Source organism: Streptomyces sp. NPDC006711 (assembly GCF_042869775.1).
Lineage (GTDB): Bacteria > Actinomycetota > Actinomycetes > Streptomycetales > Streptomycetaceae > Streptomyces.
Genome location: NZ_JBIAGO010000014.1, coordinates 142,427 through 160,423, shown reverse-complemented (window position 1 = coordinate 160,423; position 17,997 = coordinate 142,427). Strand labels below are relative to the sequence as shown.

Annotated in this window: 14 protein-coding genes and 1 pseudogene; 8 read left to right on the top strand and 7 right to left on the bottom strand. The window is 69.0% G+C overall.

From position 1 onward, the window contains the following. Window positions 1–124: 124 nt before the first annotated feature. Window positions 125–448 (top strand): PLD nuclease N-terminal domain-containing protein, encoded by a 324-nt coding sequence (locus ACFYM2_RS25325; protein WP_388839341.1) that lies wholly within the window; start codon window positions 125–127, stop codon window positions 446–448. Between the two features lie 1,232 nt (window positions 449–1,680). Further along, window positions 1,681–3,282: a M4 family metallopeptidase gene (locus ACFYM2_RS25320; protein ID WP_388839338.1), complete on the top strand. Its 1,602-nt coding sequence runs from the start codon at window positions 1,681–1,683 to the stop codon at window positions 3,280–3,282. A gap of 249 nt (window positions 3,283–3,531) precedes the next feature. Here ACFYM2_RS25320 and ACFYM2_RS25315 read toward each other — a convergent pair whose 3' ends face one another. Beyond that, on the bottom strand, window positions 3,532–4,464 hold the full coding sequence (locus ACFYM2_RS25315) for an NADP-dependent oxidoreductase (RefSeq protein ID WP_388839336.1): 933 nt from the start codon (window positions 4,462–4,464) through the stop codon (window positions 3,532–3,534). A gap of 108 nt (window positions 4,465–4,572) precedes the next feature. Beyond that, window positions 4,573–5,388 carry an alpha/beta fold hydrolase gene (locus ACFYM2_RS25310; protein WP_358996950.1) on the bottom strand — a complete coding sequence of 272 codons (816 nt, stop codon included), beginning with the start codon at window positions 5,386–5,388 and terminating at the stop codon, window positions 4,573–4,575. A 102-nt stretch (window positions 5,389–5,490) separates the two neighbouring features. Between ACFYM2_RS25310 and ACFYM2_RS25305 the strand changes: the two genes are divergently transcribed. Next, window positions 5,491–6,162, top strand: coding sequence for a TetR/AcrR family transcriptional regulator (locus ACFYM2_RS25305; protein WP_388839332.1), 672 nt, complete (start codon window positions 5,491–5,493; stop codon window positions 6,160–6,162). 159 nt (window positions 6,163–6,321) lie between these two features. Here ACFYM2_RS25305 and ACFYM2_RS25300 read toward each other — a convergent pair. Continuing rightward, window positions 6,322–6,459: pseudogene (locus ACFYM2_RS25300) on the bottom strand (saccharopine dehydrogenase); the annotation flags it as partial. Between the two features lie 519 nt (window positions 6,460–6,978). Then, window positions 6,979–8,940 carry a hypothetical protein gene (locus ACFYM2_RS25295; protein ID WP_388839329.1) on the bottom strand — a complete coding sequence of 654 codons (1,962 nt, stop codon included), beginning with the start codon at window positions 8,938–8,940 and terminating at the stop codon, window positions 6,979–6,981. Between the two features lie 330 nt (window positions 8,941–9,270). On the opposite strand from ACFYM2_RS25295, the gene ACFYM2_RS25290 reads away from it, so the two are divergent. Next, complete coding sequence (locus ACFYM2_RS25290) at window positions 9,271–9,618, top strand: hypothetical protein (RefSeq protein ID WP_388839326.1); 348 nt, start codon at window positions 9,271–9,273, stop codon at window positions 9,616–9,618. Between the two features lie 362 nt (window positions 9,619–9,980). Here the strand turns inward: ACFYM2_RS25290 and ACFYM2_RS25285 are convergent, their stop codons facing one another. The 3 genes from ACFYM2_RS25285 to ACFYM2_RS25275 form a co-directional block, all read right to left on the bottom strand. After that, window positions 9,981–10,544: a dihydrofolate reductase family protein gene (locus ACFYM2_RS25285; RefSeq protein ID WP_388459848.1), complete on the bottom strand. Its 564-nt coding sequence runs from the start codon at window positions 10,542–10,544 to the stop codon at window positions 9,981–9,983. A 207-nt stretch (window positions 10,545–10,751) separates the two neighbouring features. Beyond that, on the bottom strand, window positions 10,752–11,345 hold the full coding sequence (locus tag ACFYM2_RS25280) for a DUF4291 domain-containing protein (protein ID WP_388839323.1): 594 nt from the start codon (window positions 11,343–11,345) through the stop codon (window positions 10,752–10,754). Window positions 11,346–11,586: 241 nt separating this feature from the next. Further along, entirely contained in the window at window positions 11,587–12,276 is a 690-nt protein-coding gene (locus ACFYM2_RS25275; protein WP_388839320.1) for a FadR/GntR family transcriptional regulator, read from the bottom strand. 189 nt (window positions 12,277–12,465) lie between these two features. Here ACFYM2_RS25275 and leuA point away from each other — a divergent pair, with 189 nt between their 5' ends. From leuA to ACFYM2_RS25255, 4 genes are all read left to right on the top strand, one after another. Beyond that, the gene (gene leuA, locus ACFYM2_RS25270) at window positions 12,466–14,262 is read left to right on the top strand and encodes a 2-isopropylmalate synthase (RefSeq protein ID WP_388839317.1); all 1,797 of its coding nucleotides are present in this window, start codon (window positions 12,466–12,468) and stop codon (window positions 14,260–14,262) included. Window positions 14,263–14,589: 327 nt separating this feature from the next. Then, complete coding sequence (locus ACFYM2_RS25265) at window positions 14,590–15,819, top strand: MFS transporter (RefSeq protein WP_388839314.1); 1,230 nt, start codon at window positions 14,590–14,592, stop codon at window positions 15,817–15,819. Window positions 15,820–16,021: 202 nt separating this feature from the next. Further along, a complete protein-coding gene (locus tag ACFYM2_RS25260) occupies window positions 16,022–16,390 on the top strand; it encodes a cupin domain-containing protein (protein ID WP_388839311.1) in 369 nt (122 codons plus the stop codon). 43 nt (window positions 16,391–16,433) lie between these two features. After that, a complete protein-coding gene (locus ACFYM2_RS25255) occupies window positions 16,434–17,969 on the top strand; it encodes an amino acid adenylation domain-containing protein (protein ID WP_388839308.1) in 1,536 nt (511 codons plus the stop codon). Window positions 17,970–17,997: the final 28 nt, after the last annotated feature.

Genomic DNA, 17,997 nt, shown 5'->3' with positions numbered 1-17,997 from the left:
TTACCTCCGAAGCCATCCTAAGTCGGCACGCATTCTCGGGTGATGAAGCGATGAGAGGGTCCCCCTATCGCGGCATCGGAGTTTCGTTACAGTGCTGGCTACAGGCTCTCCTCGGGATCCAGACGTGGCAGACTATCTTCGTCCCTGCGGGCTTAGCCGCCTCCCTGGAACGAAAGAGAAACACATGCATCCATCAAGCAGTCACCTGACTGCATTGGCCGCAGATGTTCAAAATATCAGCCGTCCACTCGCTGTCCTAGTCCCGTTCATCATCCTCGTTGCCATAGCCCTGTACGTCAGCGCCTTAATCAGCATCATTTCTTCCCGTGCCGGAAACGGGATGAAGTTCGCCTGGATCATATTTTGCTTCATTGCGCCCGTCGTCGGTAGTCTGTTGTGGTTTCTCGTCGGTCGACGGAACGTTCTGCGGTCACCGACCACTTTTTGATCCCGTGACGCCCGCGATTCACTCAGGCGTTTTCCTCGCAGGGCAGTGCGCTCTCTGCGGCGGTGAAGCCGCCCCGGGCCGGGCTTCTTCCCGTCCGGTGCGGCTCGGACGAAGCGGACGCTTTTCGGCGTAGCCGTCGGCGGCGCATTGCCGACAGGGTTGTCCGAACCACCGCGCGCAGGCATTCGCCCCACCCCACGCATCCTGCTTGCGACTCAGTCGATTTTCTTGCGCGCGGGCCTGGCGAAGTCACGCGAGTTCGGTCGCAGGTGTCCGCAGGAGAGTGAACTACACGGGGTTTGCCCGGCTCTGTGGTCCTGCGGCCGGCCGACGAGCTGAGTTCGCGGACGAGCAACAGCCCTCGACCGCGTTCACCCGGTCACGGACTTCGCCCCGGCAGCTTGTGGGAGCATTGATGTCGGTCATGCCCCGCACCTGGCTACGCGCCGGGGACTCCGTACGGTGACGTGGAAACAGCCGAGGCGGTCGGCGCCGCCACACCGAAGACGATTGCGGCCAACGCGGTGGCCGAACTCACCCGCAGGGTATTGGCACTTCACGTTCCCTCTCCTTGCGTCTTGAACGCGACGTGCGGCGGCCCTGTCTTTGACGGAACGTGGCCACTTCACGCCCATTGATGTTACTTGATCACGGACCCCGCGAGCGCACCGTGAAGCAGCTCACAATGCAGCATCGGCATTCCCTTCAACGCGATATGACACCCATTCAACCATGCGGCTGACAAGTGGAGTGCAGATAGCTGCTGGGCTCGCGGCAAGTCGTCCGGTCAGGTACTGCGGGGTGCGACTGGGCAGGTCGCTCGATGACGGGCGAATGAGCGCACGAAGCCCCGGGCGGGGGGGGTAGATCTTGGCCGTGAACCCGTCTCCCAGAAGCTCGCTTTTCCGCAGATCCGCCCAACACGCAACCAGCGCGGTCAGGTTGGAAGCGACTCGGTGTCCGACGGCCAACTCCCGCCGGGTCGCACCCTCATGGAAGGAAAATCCTTCACACCGTAATCAGCTGCGGAAACACGAGAAACCCTAGCCGTGCACTTCCGGTTTCATTGCTGTTCTTTTGCATGCACGTGAAGAGCTTCTTTCATTCTTGCCGCATGTCCCCCAAATCATGTCGACGGGGGTGACGTGCTGACGCGCATCTGGCTATGTTCGCTATTGCTTCGAGTGAACCAGCCCGAATGCAGGCGTCTTTGACGCCACCAAACATCCCCCATGCAGGAGAACTCTGTGGCTTCCTCCATATCGCGGCGCCTTATCGCTGCTTCCACTGCCTCCGTCGTCGCGGCGACCCTGCTGACGGCCGCGGGCGTAGCCTCCGCCGAGGCCGGCCCCTCGACCCCGGCTCCGGCCACTTCTGACGCCGGCACAGCCGCCGCGCTCGGCTTGGACGACAAGGAGAGGCTGATCGTCCGCGACGTCGTCAAGGACGCAGACGGCACGACGCACACCCGTTACGACCGCACGTACGCCGGACTCCCCGTGCTCGGCGGCGATTTCATCGTCCACCGCAACGCCAGCGGCACGATCAAGAGCGTCACTCACGCCGCCGCCCAGCCCATACGCATCAGCTCGCTCTCCGCGAAAGTGACGTCGACCGCTGTCGACAGGGCCGCGGTGAAGGCGGCTCTCGCCGCCGGCGTGGACCGGCCCACCACCGGCGGCACCGACCAGGAGCCTCGCAAGGTGATCTGGGCCGCCGGCAGCACCCCCGTTCTCGCCTACGAGACCGTTGTCCACGGCTCCCAGAAGGGCGGCGCACCGAGCCGCCTGCACGTCATCACGGACGCGACCACCGGGGCAACGCTCTTCGAGTACCAGGCGATCGACAACATCGCCGACGACACCAGCCAGTACAACGGCAAGGTCGATCTCGTCACCACGCGTGCTGGCGCCGGCTACCAGCTCATCGACAAGTCGCGCGGCAATCACCGCGTCATCGACGCGCGCAACGCTGAGGGCAGGGACGGCACCCTCTTCACCGATGCCGACGACACCTGGGGAGACGGAACTCCGTCCAACCGCCAGACCGCCGCGGTCGATGCCGCCTATGGCTTCGCCCAGACCAACGACTTCTACAAGAACGTCCTTGGGCGCGACGGCATCCGCAACGACGGCTCGGCTCCGACCTCGTACGTCCATTACGGCAACAAGCTGGACAACGCCTTCTACGACGACGAGAGCTACTCCATCCAGTACGGAGACGGCGACTCGGGCAACAACCCTTGGACTCAACTCGACACTGTCGGGCACGAGTTCTCCCACGGCGTCACCGCCGCCACCGCCCGTCTGGTGTACGCGGGCGAGTCGGGTGGACTCAACGAGGCCACCTCAGACATCTTCGGCACTGCGATCGAGTTCAACGCCGCCAACCCTGCCGACCCTGGCGACTACTTCCTGGCAGAGAAGACCAACCACTTCAGCGCCGGAAAGCCGCTCCGTTACCAGGACACCCCCAGTCGCGACGGGCTGTCCCAGGACTTCTGGGACGCCACCACCAAGAACAAGGACCCCCATTATTCCTCCGGAGTGGCCAACCACTTCTTCTACCTACTCGCCGAGGGCAGCGGGAGCAAGACCATCAACGGCGTACGGCACGAGAGCGCCACCAAGGACGGCTCCACGCTCACGGGCATAGGACGGGACAAGGCCGTCAAGATCTGGTACAAGGCGCTCAGTGCCTACTTCACCTCCACGACCGACTACAAGGCTGCCCGTGCGGGCACGGTGAACGCGGCCTCCGACCTTTATGGCGCGAACAGCTCCGAGGTCGCCGCAGTGAAGGCCGCCTGGACAGCCGTCAACGTCAAGGGCTGACGCCCAGGGAGCACCTGGCACTCACAACGTCCCTTTCGGCACAAGGCCGTGTCTGACACCTCATCATTTGCCCCGTGGCCACCCGCGCGCCGAGCGGAGAGCCCAAGGGAGGAGCACGTCACCGGTCGGCCGCCGCTGCACACGGCGGCCGGCCCCATACCCCGTGGGCAGCGAAGCCCTCCGGCCGAGGCACGACGTGCTACTCCCGCCTTTGGCGGCAAGGACCAGGTGATCGCGTATCCAGTCACATCACAGGGTGAGCACGATCTTTCCCCGGGTGCGGCCGGATTCGATGAGGTGGTGGGCCTTGGCGGCGTCGGTGAGCGGAAGGGTGTGCTCGACGTAGGGGCGCAACTTGCCGGTGTCGACCAGCTCGGCCATGTCCTGGAGCCCTACGTGATCGGGCTCCACGGTGACGCCCGCGAACCGTCTTCCGGCCTCGATGGCTGCCTGGCGCAGTTCGGTGTCGGCGCGGTCCACCACCGTGACGAGCAGGCCGCCGGGGCGCAGGGCGCGCAGTGATCGTCTGCCGTAGTCGCCACCCACGGTGTCCAGGACGAGGTCGGCGTCGGTGACCGCGTCGGTGAAGTCGACCGTGCGGTAGTCGATGACTTCGTCCGCGCCCAGAGCGCGGACGAAGTCATGTTTGGCTCCGCTGGCGGTGGCGATGACGTGGGCCCCGCGCGCCTTGGCGATCTGGACGGCGAGGTGGCCGACGCCACCGCCGCCGCCGTGGATCAGGACGCGCTGGCCGGCTTGGACTTCTCCGGCGTCGACGATGCTCTGCCAGGCGGTGAGTCCCGCGAGGGGCAGGGCCGCCGCGTGGGCGTGGTCAAGGGCCCTGGGTTTGCGGGCGAGTTGGCGCGACGGCACGGCGACGTACTCGGCAAAGGCGTTGCCGGGGCGCGGGAAGAAGGGCATGCCGTAGACCTCGTCACCCACGTCGAAGCGCGTGACGCCGGGGACGACCTCTTCCACGACGCCGGAGATGTCCCAGCCCAGGACGAACGGGGGCTCGCCGAGCAGAGGGAAGGCCCCGGAACGGACCATCGCGTCAACCGGATTGACGCCGGCCGCGCGGACCCTCACAAGGACTTCGGAGGGCAACGGTTGCGGCCGGTCCACGTCGGTGAGTTCGAGGACTTCGGGGCCACCGAAAGAGTGCTGGGTGATCGCGTGCATGTCGCTACTCCTGGCAGTCGGATCTAAGCGGGCGCACATGGGGAAGTGGGCAGGTGAGGGGGCCCGGGTCCGGCATGGGTGACCCAGGCGGGAGGGCAGGCGCGAGGGTCAGGCCTGGGGGGTCTGCTCGTCGAGGAAGGCGGTGATCAGTTCCAGCCATTCCTCAGGCCGCTCGGCGAACGGCAGGTGGCCGGTGGCGATTTCGGCCAGGCGCGCTCCGGGTATCTCGTCGGCGAGCCGGCGGTGCAGAGCGGGCGGGACCAGCGGGTCGCCGGTCGTGGAGATCACCAGTGTGGGAACGGTGATACGAGCGAGGTCGTCACGGACGTCGATGCGTCGCACCAGGTCGGTGTGGTCCGGGGTACCGGGCGGAATGGCCTCGGCGAGGAGGTCGGCGCCGGCCCGCAGCTGGTCGGGCGCGAGTGCGTTCAGAGCGGGGGTGCTGAACGCCACCAGCGTCAGATACTCGGCCAGCTGCGAGCGGTCACCGGTCTCGTACAGCCGCTGCCAGAGCGCGGCGGCCAGATCCAGCTTGTTGTCACGGTGGGCGAAGGTCGCGGTCAGCACCAGAGCGGTGACGCGCTCGGGGTGACGTACGGCGGCGCGGATCGCGAGGGGGCCGCCGAGTGAGAACCCGGCGATCGCGAAGGTGTCAAGGCCCTCGGCGTCCGCCGCGGCCACCAACTGGTCGGCCAGCTCGTCCGCGTCCAGCGGGGTCTTGGACCTCGGGGTCCGCCCGGTGCCCGGATAGTCGGCCCCGACGACCGTGTGGCGCGCGGCGAGCCCGTCGAGGATCGGTCCGTAGTTGCCCTCGACGCTGCCACCCGCGCCGTGCGCCAGGAGGAGTCCAGGGCCGGACCCGCGCACGGTGCGGGCCAGGACGGGCTTGGGCAGGGCGGGTGAGGCCGGGGTGAGCACGGGCATGACAGGACACTCCTTGGTTCGGCGCAGTGGCTTTAGTGATCGCTACAGCAGGAACAGCGGGAAAACGTAGCACAGCTTTAGCGATCGCTATAGACTCATTCCATGAGCACCGCACGGACGCAACGACGAGCTTTCGACCGGGACGAGGCACTGGAGGTCGCACTGAGGGAGTTCTGGCTGCACGGCTACGAGACGACCTCTGTCGCCTCGCTCACCCGGGCGATGGGCATCAATCCGCCGAGCCTGTACGCGGCCTTCGGGGACAAGCGGCAGTTGTTCACCGAGGTCGTCCAGCACTACGCGGCCACCTACGGCAGTTACGGGGCCCGCGCCCTGGCGCAACCCACCGCGCGCGGCGCCATCGAAACCATGCTCCGCCTGGCGGCCGCCGACTTCACCGACCCCAGCCACCCGCCCGGCTGCCTGGTCATCAGCGGCGCGACCAACTGCACGCCGGCAGCCGAGGACGTCAAGGCCGAGCTGCGCGCTTTCCGCGAGGGGACCAAACAGGCGCTGGAGGAGAAGATCGACGCGGACATCGCCGCGGGCCGCCTGCCCGAAGGAACCGACGCCGGCGCGCTGGCGACGTTCTACGCCGCCGTCATCCAGGGCATGTCCACTCAGGCATGCGACGGGGTCGGTCGCGAAAAGCTCGAGCACGTGGTCGAAACCGCGCTCAAAGCCTGGCCCACGGACACACCGGACGACGCCGAATCCCACCGCGACACCCCACACGCGACCGATGCGATCGACGCGGCGACCGATGCCCCCTGACCTCGAAGGGGTCGCAGGCCGGCCGTCGAGGAGCGCCCCGGAACGCCACCGCGACCGGCGCGCCAACTTCCCTCCCTGGAGCGCGTGTTGGCGGTGAACAGAGGCCAGGACTCTTCAGGAAGTGGGCCGGCTCCTGCGGGCCGTCCGCTCCGGCCGTCCTCAGGGGTGCGGCTCCAGGGTGACGTGCGGGGGCAGCCCGCGAAGGAAGTCCGGGGCATCGAACACCTCGCCCGTGGCAGCGACGCCGACCGCGTGAGTGCGACCGCTGAGGACGCGGTCAAGGGCCTCGACGACGACACCGTGATCGTCCCCGGCTGGGCCGACCCGGACGCGGACCCGCCCGTGGACCTGCGCGCCGCGGTGCGCGCGGCCCACGCGGCGGGCCCACACCCCCGCCGAGCTCCATTGGCTTCACACCCAACGCATCCGCCACGCCCAGCAACTCCTGGAAATCACCGACCACACCATCGACACCATCGCCACCGCCACCGGCCTTTCCACCGGGCCGTCGGCATCCCTCGGGCACCACCTTCCACGCCCGCACCGGCCCGGGTTCGAACACGACAACAGCGGGTGAGACCAGTCGACTTGGGCGGGGGGGGAACAACAGGCACCACACCCGCGCCCACAGTCCTGCGAGTCCGGCACTCAGCTCCCTTTCCCGGCGCAGGAGGGCAGGTCCCGCTCGCCCCGATACGGCACACCCGCTCGACGACGCGCAACTGGCCCATTCGTTAAGGGAGTTGCGGCCGATGGCGAACCAGGCCGGAATGCCCCCGCCGGAAGGCCCCCGCCGGAATCGCCGTCCAACTCGCGTCAGCCCGCGACCGCCAGCGCGCGGACAGGACCGCCGATCCGCACCCAGGCCGCGCCGTTTCCTTCCCAGACCGCCGAGTGGTCCTTGTCGAGGCGGTACAGGCGCTCGCCTCGCGCGCCGAACGACGTTCCCGCGTCTCCGACGCGAGTCCACGCGCCCGCGCGGTAACGCCACAGGCCGCTGTCCGCCTCGTTGCTGGCGTACAGCTCGGAAGCGCTCGCGTACAGGGCGAGCGCCGGGCCGCCGACCGCGCTCCATACGCCCGCTTCACCACTCCACCGGAACACAGCGCTCCGCTCGGGGTTCAGTCCGTACAGATGCTGGTCGGTCACGACGAAGTCGGCTCCCGCGGCCCCCGCGTACGACCAGGCTTCGCCCTTCCCCCCGTACGCGAAGATCCGGCCGTCCACCGGGTCGGTGGCGAACAGCCCCGCTCCCCCGCCGTAGAGACGTCCCGCTGGGCCACCGACCCGAGTCCAGGCGCCCCGGGTCCGGTCCCAGCGGTGGACGGCGCTGCGATCCCGGGCCAGCCGGTACAGGTCCCGGCCGCTGATCGCGAAGCCGGTGGCGCGATCACTGATCGTGCTCCAGCGTCCGGGAATGCCGCTGTAGCCGCGCAGGTCACCCGTTGTGGGGTCGGTGGCGAAGACTCCGGCGGGGCCGGCGTAAAGCTCGGATGCGGGGCCACCGATACGTTCCCATCCGGTGCCGCCCCATTGGACGACCTCGGCGCCGTCCTGCGATATCGCGTAGACGCCGCTGCCAGTGGGGGCCGGCACGTCCACGGGTCCGCCCCGGGGTGTGGGCGCCGGGTTCGAGACTTCGGACTTCGGCGGGCCCGGGGAGGCGGAAGCCGGCGCGGGGGTGGGGGCGGGGGTGCTCGTCGATCCCCGCAGCGGAGCGCCGGCGCTTCCCGGCACCGTGGGGCCGGCTTCGAGTGGCGAAGCCGCCGCGGATTCCGGCGGGCCGGCCTTCGGGGAGAAAGTGGTCATCGGCTCCGGCACCGAGGGCGCGGCCCACTGCCGGAAGTGTTCCAGGGAGGTGGCAGGTATGGAGAGAGCCAGGGCGATCGCGGTGAGCAGCAGCACCCGCCACAGCCGTCGTGGGTCGCGGGTGCCCGCGAGGAAGCGGGAGCGCCCCGGCAGGCTCGGCGGCTTTCGGCGCTCCCGCACCGCCGGTGTGCTGGCTTCCCTCCGTACCAAAGCGCCACCGATCCGCGCGGGGCAAGGCTCCCGGAGGTGCCGGACGTCGTCACGCAGGCGGCCGATGGTCCGCATACCGACCTCGAACTCGGCGCCCACGGCCACCACGGTGTCCGCCAGGTCGTACAGGGCGGGAGAGCGCGGTACCCACCGAACGAGCTCCTTGCCCGGCACACGCCGCTCGGAGTCCCCGAGACCTCCGGAGTCCCCGGGCTCCGCCGAGGCCCCGTCCTCCCGCCGCGCCTTGCCCAAGGACGCATCGGCTTCAGGTCCCGCGCCGGTCTCCGGTCCGGTGCCGGCCCGGCCGATGGCGTCGTCGAGTTCCTTCTGCAACCTGGCGGTCAGCCGCATCAGGGTGCGTAACGCGTCCTGCGACTGGGCGAGTTCGGCGTCGGCTCGGCGCTGAGCGCGCTGGAGCATCGCCCACGTCTCAGGAGTGCTGTCCCCCCTACCGTCCGATCGCGCCCTGCCCTCCTCGGCAGCACAGGCGGCGGCATGCAGTCCCCTGGCCCGGGTCCACAGTGCGGCGCGGCCTCGCTCATCGCGGACCTGGCCGGAGATGACCCTCTTCAAGAGGCCCAGGGGAATGATCTTCACTCCCGAGCGATAGTCACTCCAACTGGTCTTGCCCACCCCATACGTCTTGGCCAGCTCCCGGACCGTACGCCCCTCCGTCAGGCTCCGCAGGAACACCGCCAGCGCATTCGCCTGGGTGGTCTCCCCTTTCGGTTCACTCTGCGGACGTCCCGCTCTGCCCATCCTGAGCTCCTCCCTGCCCGCGGGGCTCCGGGGACTCCGGCTGCCCCGCTTCGACTGACGTCCCAGCAGATCAGTCATGCGTCGGGCGTTCCAGCAGTTGTCGGACAACCTGGTGGTCCGTGGCGGGATTCCACGCGACTCATCCGGCGGCGAAGGGGGCGGGACAGGTGTGAACCCCTCCCTGTCCGCCGGACAATGTCGATTGTCCGCGGCTGACCTGGGATTTCGCTGCCTTTCGTGGACGGACAACCGGGTCGTCCCAAAGCTGGGGTCACCGGTTCGAACCAGCGGCCGGGACTACCGGAGAACTTTGCTGAGAGGGACGAACACATGCGAAAGAAGCTCGCTCTGCTCGCCATCGCCACAGCGGCGGTCACCGTGGTGACCGTCGGGAGCCCCGCCAGCGCCGACACCCGCGTCATCAAGGGGGCGTACGTGTATTTCGACCCCGCCAAGAACATGTTCGGTATCGGCGACACCGAGCCCGACGGCCGTACCCCGTACCTGGACGTCAGCGTCAACGGTGGTCCCGTGCAGACGTTCGGGAACCACAACGGCAACGGGACCTGGCGCGACGTCGGCTCCAACGAGACCGGCATCCGCGACGGAAACTCCCTCGCCTGGCGGGCGAGGGTCGGCGGCGGGGCGACCTCCAGCTGGGTGTACGAGCAGGCCTGAGCCGAGCGGCACAGCAGGCCGTTCCTGACAGCCGAACGCCGACCGGTGACGGGGGGTCGGTGATCGGCGATCGGGGCTGGGTCCGGGGCCAACTGGCTCCGGACCCAGCCATGTTCACGCCGGTTCATCGACGCAAGGGCGAGCTGGGCGCCGGGATGCCGGGGGACGTCGGGCGCTCGCGGGTGAGGCCGGCATCGGGGCCGTCACCGACACGCTCTCCGCCTCCGCGACGGGGCGACCGGCTCCTCTACGCGCCGACGGATCGCGCTCGGCACGCTTCGTGAGACTCACGGATCGGAGGTCTCACCGCGTCGCGGCGGACGCCGGCGCGCTCCGCCCATCAGCGCGTCCGCAACGGGCGCTCAGCGCCTCCTCTCGTACCTGGTCAGGATCACACCGCAGGGAAGCGTTCGCGTCTCCACGAGGTTGAGGTTCACCCAGTTGTCCAGCACCGTGAAGAACGGCGTGCCGCCGCCTACCAGGACGGGCGCGGTGGCCAGCACGTACTCGTCGATCAGTCCGGCCCGCATGGCCGCCCCCGCGAGCGTCGCGCCGCCGATGTCCATCGGGCCGCCGTCCTCGGCCTTGAGGCGGGTGATCTCGGCGACCGCGTCGCCAGGGACCAGGCGGGTGTTCCAGTCGACCGTGTCGATGGTCGAGGAGAACACCACCTTCGCCATGTCCCGCCAGCGGCGAGCGAACTCGATCTCCGCCGGGGTGGCGTTGGGCTGCTGGTCGCCGGTCGGCCAGTAGGAGCTCATCGTCTTCCACAACTTGCCGCCGTACAGCGACAAGTCGGTCTCCAGCAACTGGTCGGACCAGAACTGGAACAGCTCATCGCTCGGCGCGCTCCAGCCGATGTCGTCGCCCGGCGCGGCGATGTATCCGTCCAGGGTCACGTTCATGCCGTAGATCAGTTTCCGCATGGGGCCAGCCTTCCGGGTGTTGGTCTCATGCCTACAGACCGGCGCGCCGGGGGAAGCTCATCGGTAACCGATCTGAACTCGCCTGCGGGACGCGACACTGGTTGAAGCAGCACGTCCAGCAGCACCTTCCCCTGCGAACGGTGCTCAAGTGGGAAGCGCCACCCCCAGCGGGCCGGCGGGGTTCAGCACGTAATCGGGGTCGCGGGCTCAGCCGCGCAGATGGGCCGTGAGCCGGTCGCTCGCCGGGTAAGGGCTTTCCGCGGGGAGGAGTCGCTGGGCGGCGTCCAGAGCGCCCTCCCTGACGTGGGCATGGATCGTACGCGCGAGCGTGGTGACGTCGCGGATCGAGACGATCCAGTCCTCCGCATAGCGCCCGCTGGCTTCACCAGCGAGGCCGAGTTGCAGGGAGCGGTGCGCAAGCGGCTGTAGGCGCAGGTCGCGTTCGGGGTCCCACTGCACCCGGGCCGGGGCTCGTTTGAGCCGGCGCTTCCAGGTGGCCCGGTCGGGATGCAGCCCGTGCTCGTAGCGCGCCAGGCAGGCGTTGGCCAAGGCCCATTCGAATCCGTCACGGGTGATTTCGACTGCGAGGACGGTCTCCTGGCCCTCTTTGGCTGCCCAGCCGCAGCGATACATCATCCAGAGGAATGACGGCTTGATCCACGTCATTCGGTCCCGCCGCCACGTCGCCGGAAAGCGCCCGTCGAGCGCTGCGGGCAGGCCGATCTCCGGCGCGTACGCCTGGTAGACCGTCACCGTGGTGGCCGTATGGAGGGCGCGGATCCGATGCTTGGGCTCTGACACGGTGACCAGAGTCGATGGTGGGCGGGCTCCGCGCCAACGAATTATCGAAGGTAGGAGTGGTGGCGGAGGCCCCAACTCCGTGCGGCGCCCGGCAACTTGGGCTCGGCACAGGGGGGGGAAGGCGCCGACGCGGGAGAACAGGGTGGCCCAGGAGGCGGGACGGCCGCCGCCTCCCGGACTCCGGCGGCGGATACCGCGCCCGTGGAAAAGGCGCACCGGCAGCGCGAAGCCGGACGCGGGGTCAGATCGCCTGGAGGCGTTCGAGGGTCTGCTTCAGCTCGTCGCGCAAGGTGTGCCCGGCGGATTCGGCGTCCTCCCGCGCGATGGCCTCCACGAGCAGGGCGTGACCGTCGTCGCCGTGGTTGGGGTCCCCGGAGCGCAGGTTCAGCAGCTCCACCAGGTCGATCAGCCCTTGGCGCAGAACGGGTACGAACTCGGCGAACAGCGCGGTGAGTACAGGGTTGTGCGCCGCGGCGACCACGGCCGAGTGCAGGGCGATGTCCGCGTCGACGAACTCGGCGTTGCCCGCGCCCGCGGCGTCGCGGCGCGCGGCCAGCGCCTGGTGGAGGGCGGCGAGGTCGTCATCGGTGCGGCGCTGCGCGGCCATCTGCGCGGCTTCGACCTCGATGAGCATGCGCACTTCGTAGACATCGGTAACGGCCGCGCGCCGCAGGCTGGTTGGCCAGTCCTCCTGGGATTTGGTGGCGATGACGAAGACCCCGGCGCCCTGGCGCGGCTGCACGAGGCCCGCGCCGGCGAGCGCGCGCAGGGCCTCGCGTACGGTCGAGCGCCCCACGCCGAGGATCCGGGCGAGCGAGTTCTCACCGGGGAGTTTCGTTCCGACGGTCCACTCCCCCTGGATGATCTGCTCGCGCAGCCGCTCAGTGGCCTGTTCGACCAAGGGAGTTGGCCGCAGTGCACCCAGAGGCATTCGTCGCTCACCGTCACTTTCACTTCTCGGGTTGTCTGAGGTGTTCAGTTGTGGTTACTGTACCCGGCATGTCGCTGTGCGAGCTTCTTCTTCTCGGTCGCCGCTGCGGGGCCTGATCCGACCGGCACCTCGCAGCGGGTATCGGGACGTGCCGGTCACCAGATGGCTGACTGAAAGAAGTTCCGCCTCATGACTTCCTCCCAGACCCAGGCTTCCACCACCCTGCGCACCCCGTCCGGACCGGTTCCCGTGGACGCTCCGGCGTGGAACCCCCAGCGGCCGAGCGCGATGCCGCACGAACGGTACCGGCCCGCACACGACCGGGTCGCGCTGCCGCTCACCGACCGGACCTGGCCCTCGCGCCGGCTGGAGCGGGCCCCGCTGTGGGTTCCGGTCGATCTGCGCGACGGCAACCAGGCGCTGGCCGAGCCCATGGACACCGAGCGAAAGCGCCGGATGTTCGACCTGATGGTCACCATGGGCTACAAGGAGATCGAGGTCGGCTACCCCTCCGCCAGCCAGACCGACTTCGACTTCGTACGCCACCTCGCCACCAGCGGCGCCGTCCCCGACGACGTCACCATCTCCGTCTTCACCGCCGCCCGCAACGACCTGATCGACCGCACCATCGCCTCCATCGAGGGGCTTCCCCGCACCGTCGTGCACCTCTACACCGCCACCGCGCCGACGTGGCGCGATGTGGTCCTGGGCCGCTCCCGCACCGAGCTCCACGGGATGATCCTGGATGCCGCCGGCTATCTGCTGCGGCGCGCCGACGAGCGGTCGGGGGGTGACATCCGGTTCGAGTTCTCCCCCGAGGTCTTCAACCTCACCGAGCCGGACTTCGTTCTGGACGTCTGCAACAGTGTCACCGAGCTGTGGGACGCCTCCCCGGACCGGCCGGTGATCCACAACCTCCCGGCCACGGTGGAGATCGCCACCCCCAACGTGTACGCGGACCAGATCGAATACATGGACCGTCACCTGGCGCGACGCGACGCGGTGATCCTCTCCGTGCATCCCCACAACGACCGCGGCACCGGCGTCGCCTGCGCCGAACTCGCCGTGCTGGCGGGGGCGCAGCGGGTGGAGGGCTGCCTCTTCGGCAACGGCGAGCGGACCGGCAACGTCGACCTCGTCACGCTGGCGCTGAACCTGTACGCGCAGGGCGTGAACCCCATGGTCGACTTCTCCGACATCGACGCCGTGCGCGACGTGGTGGAACACTGCAACCGGCTGCCCATCCACCCGCGCCACCCCTACGTCGGCGAGCTCGTCCACACGGCATTCTCCGGAACCCACCAGGACGCCATCGCCAAGGGGATGGCCCACCACACGAAGCGGGCGGCCGAGCTGGGCGTGCCGGCCGAGGAGGCACCCTGGGAGGTTCCCTACCTGCCGATCGACCCGGGTGACATCGGGCGGACCTACGAGGAAGTCATCCGCATCAACTCCCAGTCCGGCAAGGGCGGAATCGCCCATCTGCTCCACACCCACCACGGCCTTGACCTTCCCAAAGCAATGCGCCCGGACTTCTCCGGCACGGTGCAGCGAGCCACCGACGCGAGCGGGCAGGAGCTCTCGCACAAGGATCTGTGGGACCTGTTCCGCACGCACTACATCTCCCCGGCACAGGACGGTCCTGTCGTCCTGAGCTCGTGGAGCACGACCGAAACAGGGCCCGGCGAGCACCGGTTCAGCTGTGTCCTGAGCGCGAACGGTCAGGAACGCTCCTACGAGGGCACCGGCAACGGGCCGCTGTCCGCCCTCACCCAGGTCCTCGCCGACGCCGGCATCGCCGTCGACATCCTCAACTACGCCGAGCACGCCACCAGCGCGGGACCCGGCAGTCCCGCCGTCGCGTACGCCGAGTGCCGGGTGGACGGGGCCACCTTCTGGGGCGCCGGCTGGGACACCTCCATTCTCGCCGCGTCGGTGCAGGCCGTGCTCGCGGCCGTCAACCGGGCCGGACAGGCCGGACGGTGACCGGCGCCCGCACCGGGGCGCCCCATCGACCTGCTCGGCCTGAGAGAACGGCGCGCCGCCGCGATCAGGTCAGCAAGTGCTTCCACCACCCGATCCACCTCGACCGCGCCGACGGCCGGTGGAGTGTGCGCGCCCGCCGCCCGTCCCTGCCGTAATCCCGGCTGACGACGGCGAGTTGCCGGTAGGGGCGCCGACCCCGCTCCCCCACCGGCAACGTCCTGGGCTCGCACCGTCGCTGAGCTGACACCTCAGAGGACCTGAGGGCCCGATCCTGATGACCTGAGGTCGACCACCGGCATCCCTACGGACGGAATGAACGGTTTCACGATGGAAAAAGGGCAACTCGGCTTCCTCGCCGGTACGCATGTGGTCAACGACCTCTACCAGGGCGCGATCCCCGCGATGCTGCCGCTCTTGATGTCGCAGCGGCACTACAGCTACGCCGCTGTCTCCGGTCTCGCGTTCGCGGCCAGCGGCGTGTCCAGTCTGTTCCAGCCGCTGTTCGGGCTGCTGTCCGACCGCAGGCCGCGGTCCTGGCTGGTGCCTGTCGGGTTCGTGACGGCGGCGTTCGGCGTGGTGGCGGCCGGGCTCGCCGGAAATTACCTCCTCACCTGGCTGTGTGTCGCGCTGGCGGGCATCGGCATAGCCGCCTACCACCCGCCGGCCACCAGCCAGGCCCGCGCGGCCGGCGGTTCGTCGCAGAAGGCGATGAGCGTCTTCTCCGTCGGCGGCACGGTCGGCGGCTCGCTCGCTCCCGCGCTTGTCACCCTGGTGATCGGCTCCCTGGGGTTCTCGCGCAGTTACCTATTGGCGATCCCCGCCCTGGTCATGATGGCGCTCTGGGTGCTGCGGGGGCCGTGGATGCGGTGGCGCGGGTACACACCGGCGGCGCCGCTGGTCACCGGTGTCCCGGCCGGCGCGGGTGCACGGGGCGGCGGCCGCACGGACGACTGGCGTTCCTTCACGCGCCTGGTGGTCGTCATCATCGGCTGGTCGATCCCCTTCGTCACGGTCACCTCGCTGGTGTCCCTGCACGCCCAGCGCGACTTGGGGCAGTCCACGGGGGCCGGCGCCACCGTGCTCACCTGCTACACCGCGGCAGGCGCCGTCGGCACCCTGCTCGGCGGGTGGATCGGTGACCGGTATGGCCGGATGGCCTCGGTCCGGATCGGCTATCTCGTGGCGCTGCCCGCCCTGCTGGGCATCGCGTGGGCTCCCGCCTTCCCCGTCCTGGTGGTGAGCACGGTGGTGTTCGGTACCGCGATGTTCCTGCCGTTCGCCGCGCAAGTCACGCTCGCCCAGGACTACTTGCCCAACCGGCCGGGGACGGCCAGCGGACTGACCCTGGGGCTCGCCATGGCGGCGGGCGGCCTGTGCTCCCCCGCCTTCGGCTGGCTGGCCGACCGGGCCGGCCTGGGTGCCACGTTCTACGCGCTGCTCGCCGTGTTCGTCGCTCCGGTCGTCCTGGCACTCCGCCTCCCCGACCACAAGACCGCCGCGCCCGAGTACCCGTCCCCCGAGCCGACCGACACCGCGGAGTTTTCCCGAAACGCATAAGACGACCTTTCCCTTCCAGAACCTCCACTTCGCTATGCCTCCTACGCCCCCTCAACTGTCCAGCATTTGAAATGGCGTTGAGGACAGCCGGAAGTACCGCGTACGGTCGAATCGGATACGGGATTCGCCGCCGCAGGAAACTGAACGGCCGGCGCGAGAATTTTCCGTACCATCGAGTCGGCATGCGATCGCAGGGGGACCGATGAAGATCAACTGGGACGATCACGAGGAACTGAAGGCCGAGGGAATCGCATTGGCCCGGCGTTTCGCATTCGGCCAGGAGATTTCCTGTCTCAAGGTGGTCGCCGACCAGTCAGGTGACCTGAACCTCCCGCCGCACTGGCACGAGAACGAGCAGTGGGTCGTGGTCACCGAGGGGACGATTCGGTTCGTCTGCGAGGGCACCGAGTACGAACTCAATTCCGGTGACGTGGCCTACCTCCCCGCGCGTTCGCGGCACACGGCCACCTTCGTCGGCGAAGAGGGAGCCGTTCTCCTGGAGTTCTCCGCCCCGCCGCGACTCGACCTCGCCCCCGGATCGATCGTTCCGTCGTCGATGAAGTTCGACTGACCCGGCGACGGCCGGCAACTGCGTCGAAACGGGGGTATCGATCATGAGCAGCATGTACGGCCCGGCCAACCGGGAAGCGACCATCCATGACGCGTTCACGCGTGTCGCCCAGCGGTTCCCCGAGCGCACGGCCGTGGTGTCGGCGGCCGGTGCGACGAGCTACGCGGAGCTGGCCGCCGAGGCCCGTCGCCTCGCCCGCCACCTGAGCGGCCTCGGGGTCAGGCCCGGCAGCGTCGTTCCCGTGGTGGCCCGCAGATCTCCGGAGCTGGCCGCGGTCATCCTCGGCATTCTGATGGCCGGCGGCGCCTATGGAATCCTCGATGTGCGGTGGCCGGCCGCGCGGATCGCCCAGTTCTCGCACGCCATGCGCGCCGAGGTCGTCCTGGCGGACACCGCGGGATCGGCAGGCCTCCACCAGGCGTCGATCGGCCACCTCACCTTCGGCGAGCTGCGCAACCCTACGGCGCGCCTCGGCACCCCGTCCCGGCCACTGCCCACGGTCGGACCCGACGCGTGTGCCACGGTCTTCTGGACCTCCGGAAGCACCGGCACCCCGAAGGCGGTGCTCTCCCCGCACCGGGCGACCACCCGGCTGTTCACGCCCGAGCCCTTCATGGACTTCGGCGAGGAACCGGTGATGATCAACGCGTCGGCGGTTGCCTGGGACGCCTTCACCCTGGAGTTGTGGGGCATGCTGCTCACCGGCGGCACGGCGGTCGTCCACGAAGGCGACCTGTTGCTGCCGCCGGCGATCCGGGCGTACATCAGCGACTTCGGCGCGACCCATCTCTTTCTCACTCCGTCGCTCTTCGATGTGATCGCGGACGGCGACATCGACTGCCTTACCGGTCTGCGCGCGGTGCTCCTCGGGGGAGACAAGCCGTCGCCCGCCGGCTGCCGCAGGCTCCACGAGGCCCATCCCGGCATCGAGTTGTACAACGGGTACGGTCCCGTCGAATCGTGTGTGTTCGCCACCACCCACCGCATCACCAAGGCCGACAGCGCGGCGGCGGCCGGCATTCCCGCCGGCCGGCCCGTGCCGGGCACGGACCTTCATGTCGTACGGGACGGCTCCCTGGCATCCCACGGCGAGACCGGCGAGATCGCCATCGGCGGCGCCGGGCTCGCTCTCGGCTACCTGGACGCGCCCGACCAGACCGCGGCCGCGTTCACGAACGAACTGATCGACGGGCACGAGCGCCGGGTGTATCTGACCGGTGATCAGGGCTGGATCGACGACGCCGGCCGCCTGCGCATCGTGGGCCGCAAGGATGCCCAGCTCAAAGTCGCCGGACACCGGATCGAGCCCGCGGAGATCGAGGCGGCGGCCCGCTCGCTCGGCAGCAGGCGGTCGGTCCTGCTGCCGATCCCCGACCGCAACGGGACCCCGCGCATCATCCTGTTCGCCGAGACGCCCGACATCGCCATGACGGAGCAGGACATGCGGAGCCGGCTCAGGAAGCTACTGCCCGCCTACATGGTGCCCGCCAAGGTCCACTTCGTCTCCGCCATGCCGCTCATGGAGAACACCAAAATCAACAAGCGCGAGCTTTCGGCACGCTTCGGCTACGTCTCCTGAAGTCGCCCTCATCCGTCTCACGCCGCCC

What these genes read in the sequence shown, in the direction of transcription:
- ACFYM2_RS25320 (WP_388839338.1), top strand. Translation starts at nt 1,681, where the DNA reads ATGCAGGAGAACTCTGTGGCTTCCTCCATATCGCGGCGCCTTATCGCT.
- ACFYM2_RS25315 (WP_388839336.1), bottom strand. Translation starts at nt 4,464, where the DNA reads ATGCACGCGATCACCCAGCACTCTTTCGGTGGCCCCGAAGTCCTCGAA.
- ACFYM2_RS25310 (WP_358996950.1), bottom strand. Translation starts at nt 5,388, where the DNA reads ATGCCCGTGCTCACCCCGGCCTCACCCGCCCTGCCCAAGCCCGTCCTG.
- ACFYM2_RS25305 (WP_388839332.1), top strand. Translation starts at nt 5,491, where the DNA reads ATGAGCACCGCACGGACGCAACGACGAGCTTTCGACCGGGACGAGGCA.
- ACFYM2_RS25295 (WP_388839329.1), bottom strand. Translation starts at nt 8,940, where the DNA reads ATGGGCAGAGCGGGACGTCCGCAGAGTGAACCGAAAGGGGAGACCACC.
- ACFYM2_RS25290 (WP_388839326.1), top strand. Translation starts at nt 9,271, where the DNA reads ATGCGAAAGAAGCTCGCTCTGCTCGCCATCGCCACAGCGGCGGTCACC.
- ACFYM2_RS25285 (WP_388459848.1), bottom strand. Translation starts at nt 10,544, where the DNA reads ATGCGGAAACTGATCTACGGCATGAACGTGACCCTGGACGGATACATC.
- ACFYM2_RS25275 (WP_388839320.1), bottom strand. Translation starts at nt 12,276, where the DNA reads ATGCCTCTGGGTGCACTGCGGCCAACTCCCTTGGTCGAACAGGCCACT.
- leuA (WP_388839317.1), top strand. Translation starts at nt 12,466, where the DNA reads ATGACTTCCTCCCAGACCCAGGCTTCCACCACCCTGCGCACCCCGTCC.
- ACFYM2_RS25265 (WP_388839314.1), top strand. Translation starts at nt 14,590, where the DNA reads ATGGAAAAAGGGCAACTCGGCTTCCTCGCCGGTACGCATGTGGTCAAC.
- ACFYM2_RS25260 (WP_388839311.1), top strand. Translation starts at nt 16,022, where the DNA reads ATGAAGATCAACTGGGACGATCACGAGGAACTGAAGGCCGAGGGAATC.
- ACFYM2_RS25255 (WP_388839308.1), top strand. Translation starts at nt 16,434, where the DNA reads ATGAGCAGCATGTACGGCCCGGCCAACCGGGAAGCGACCATCCATGAC.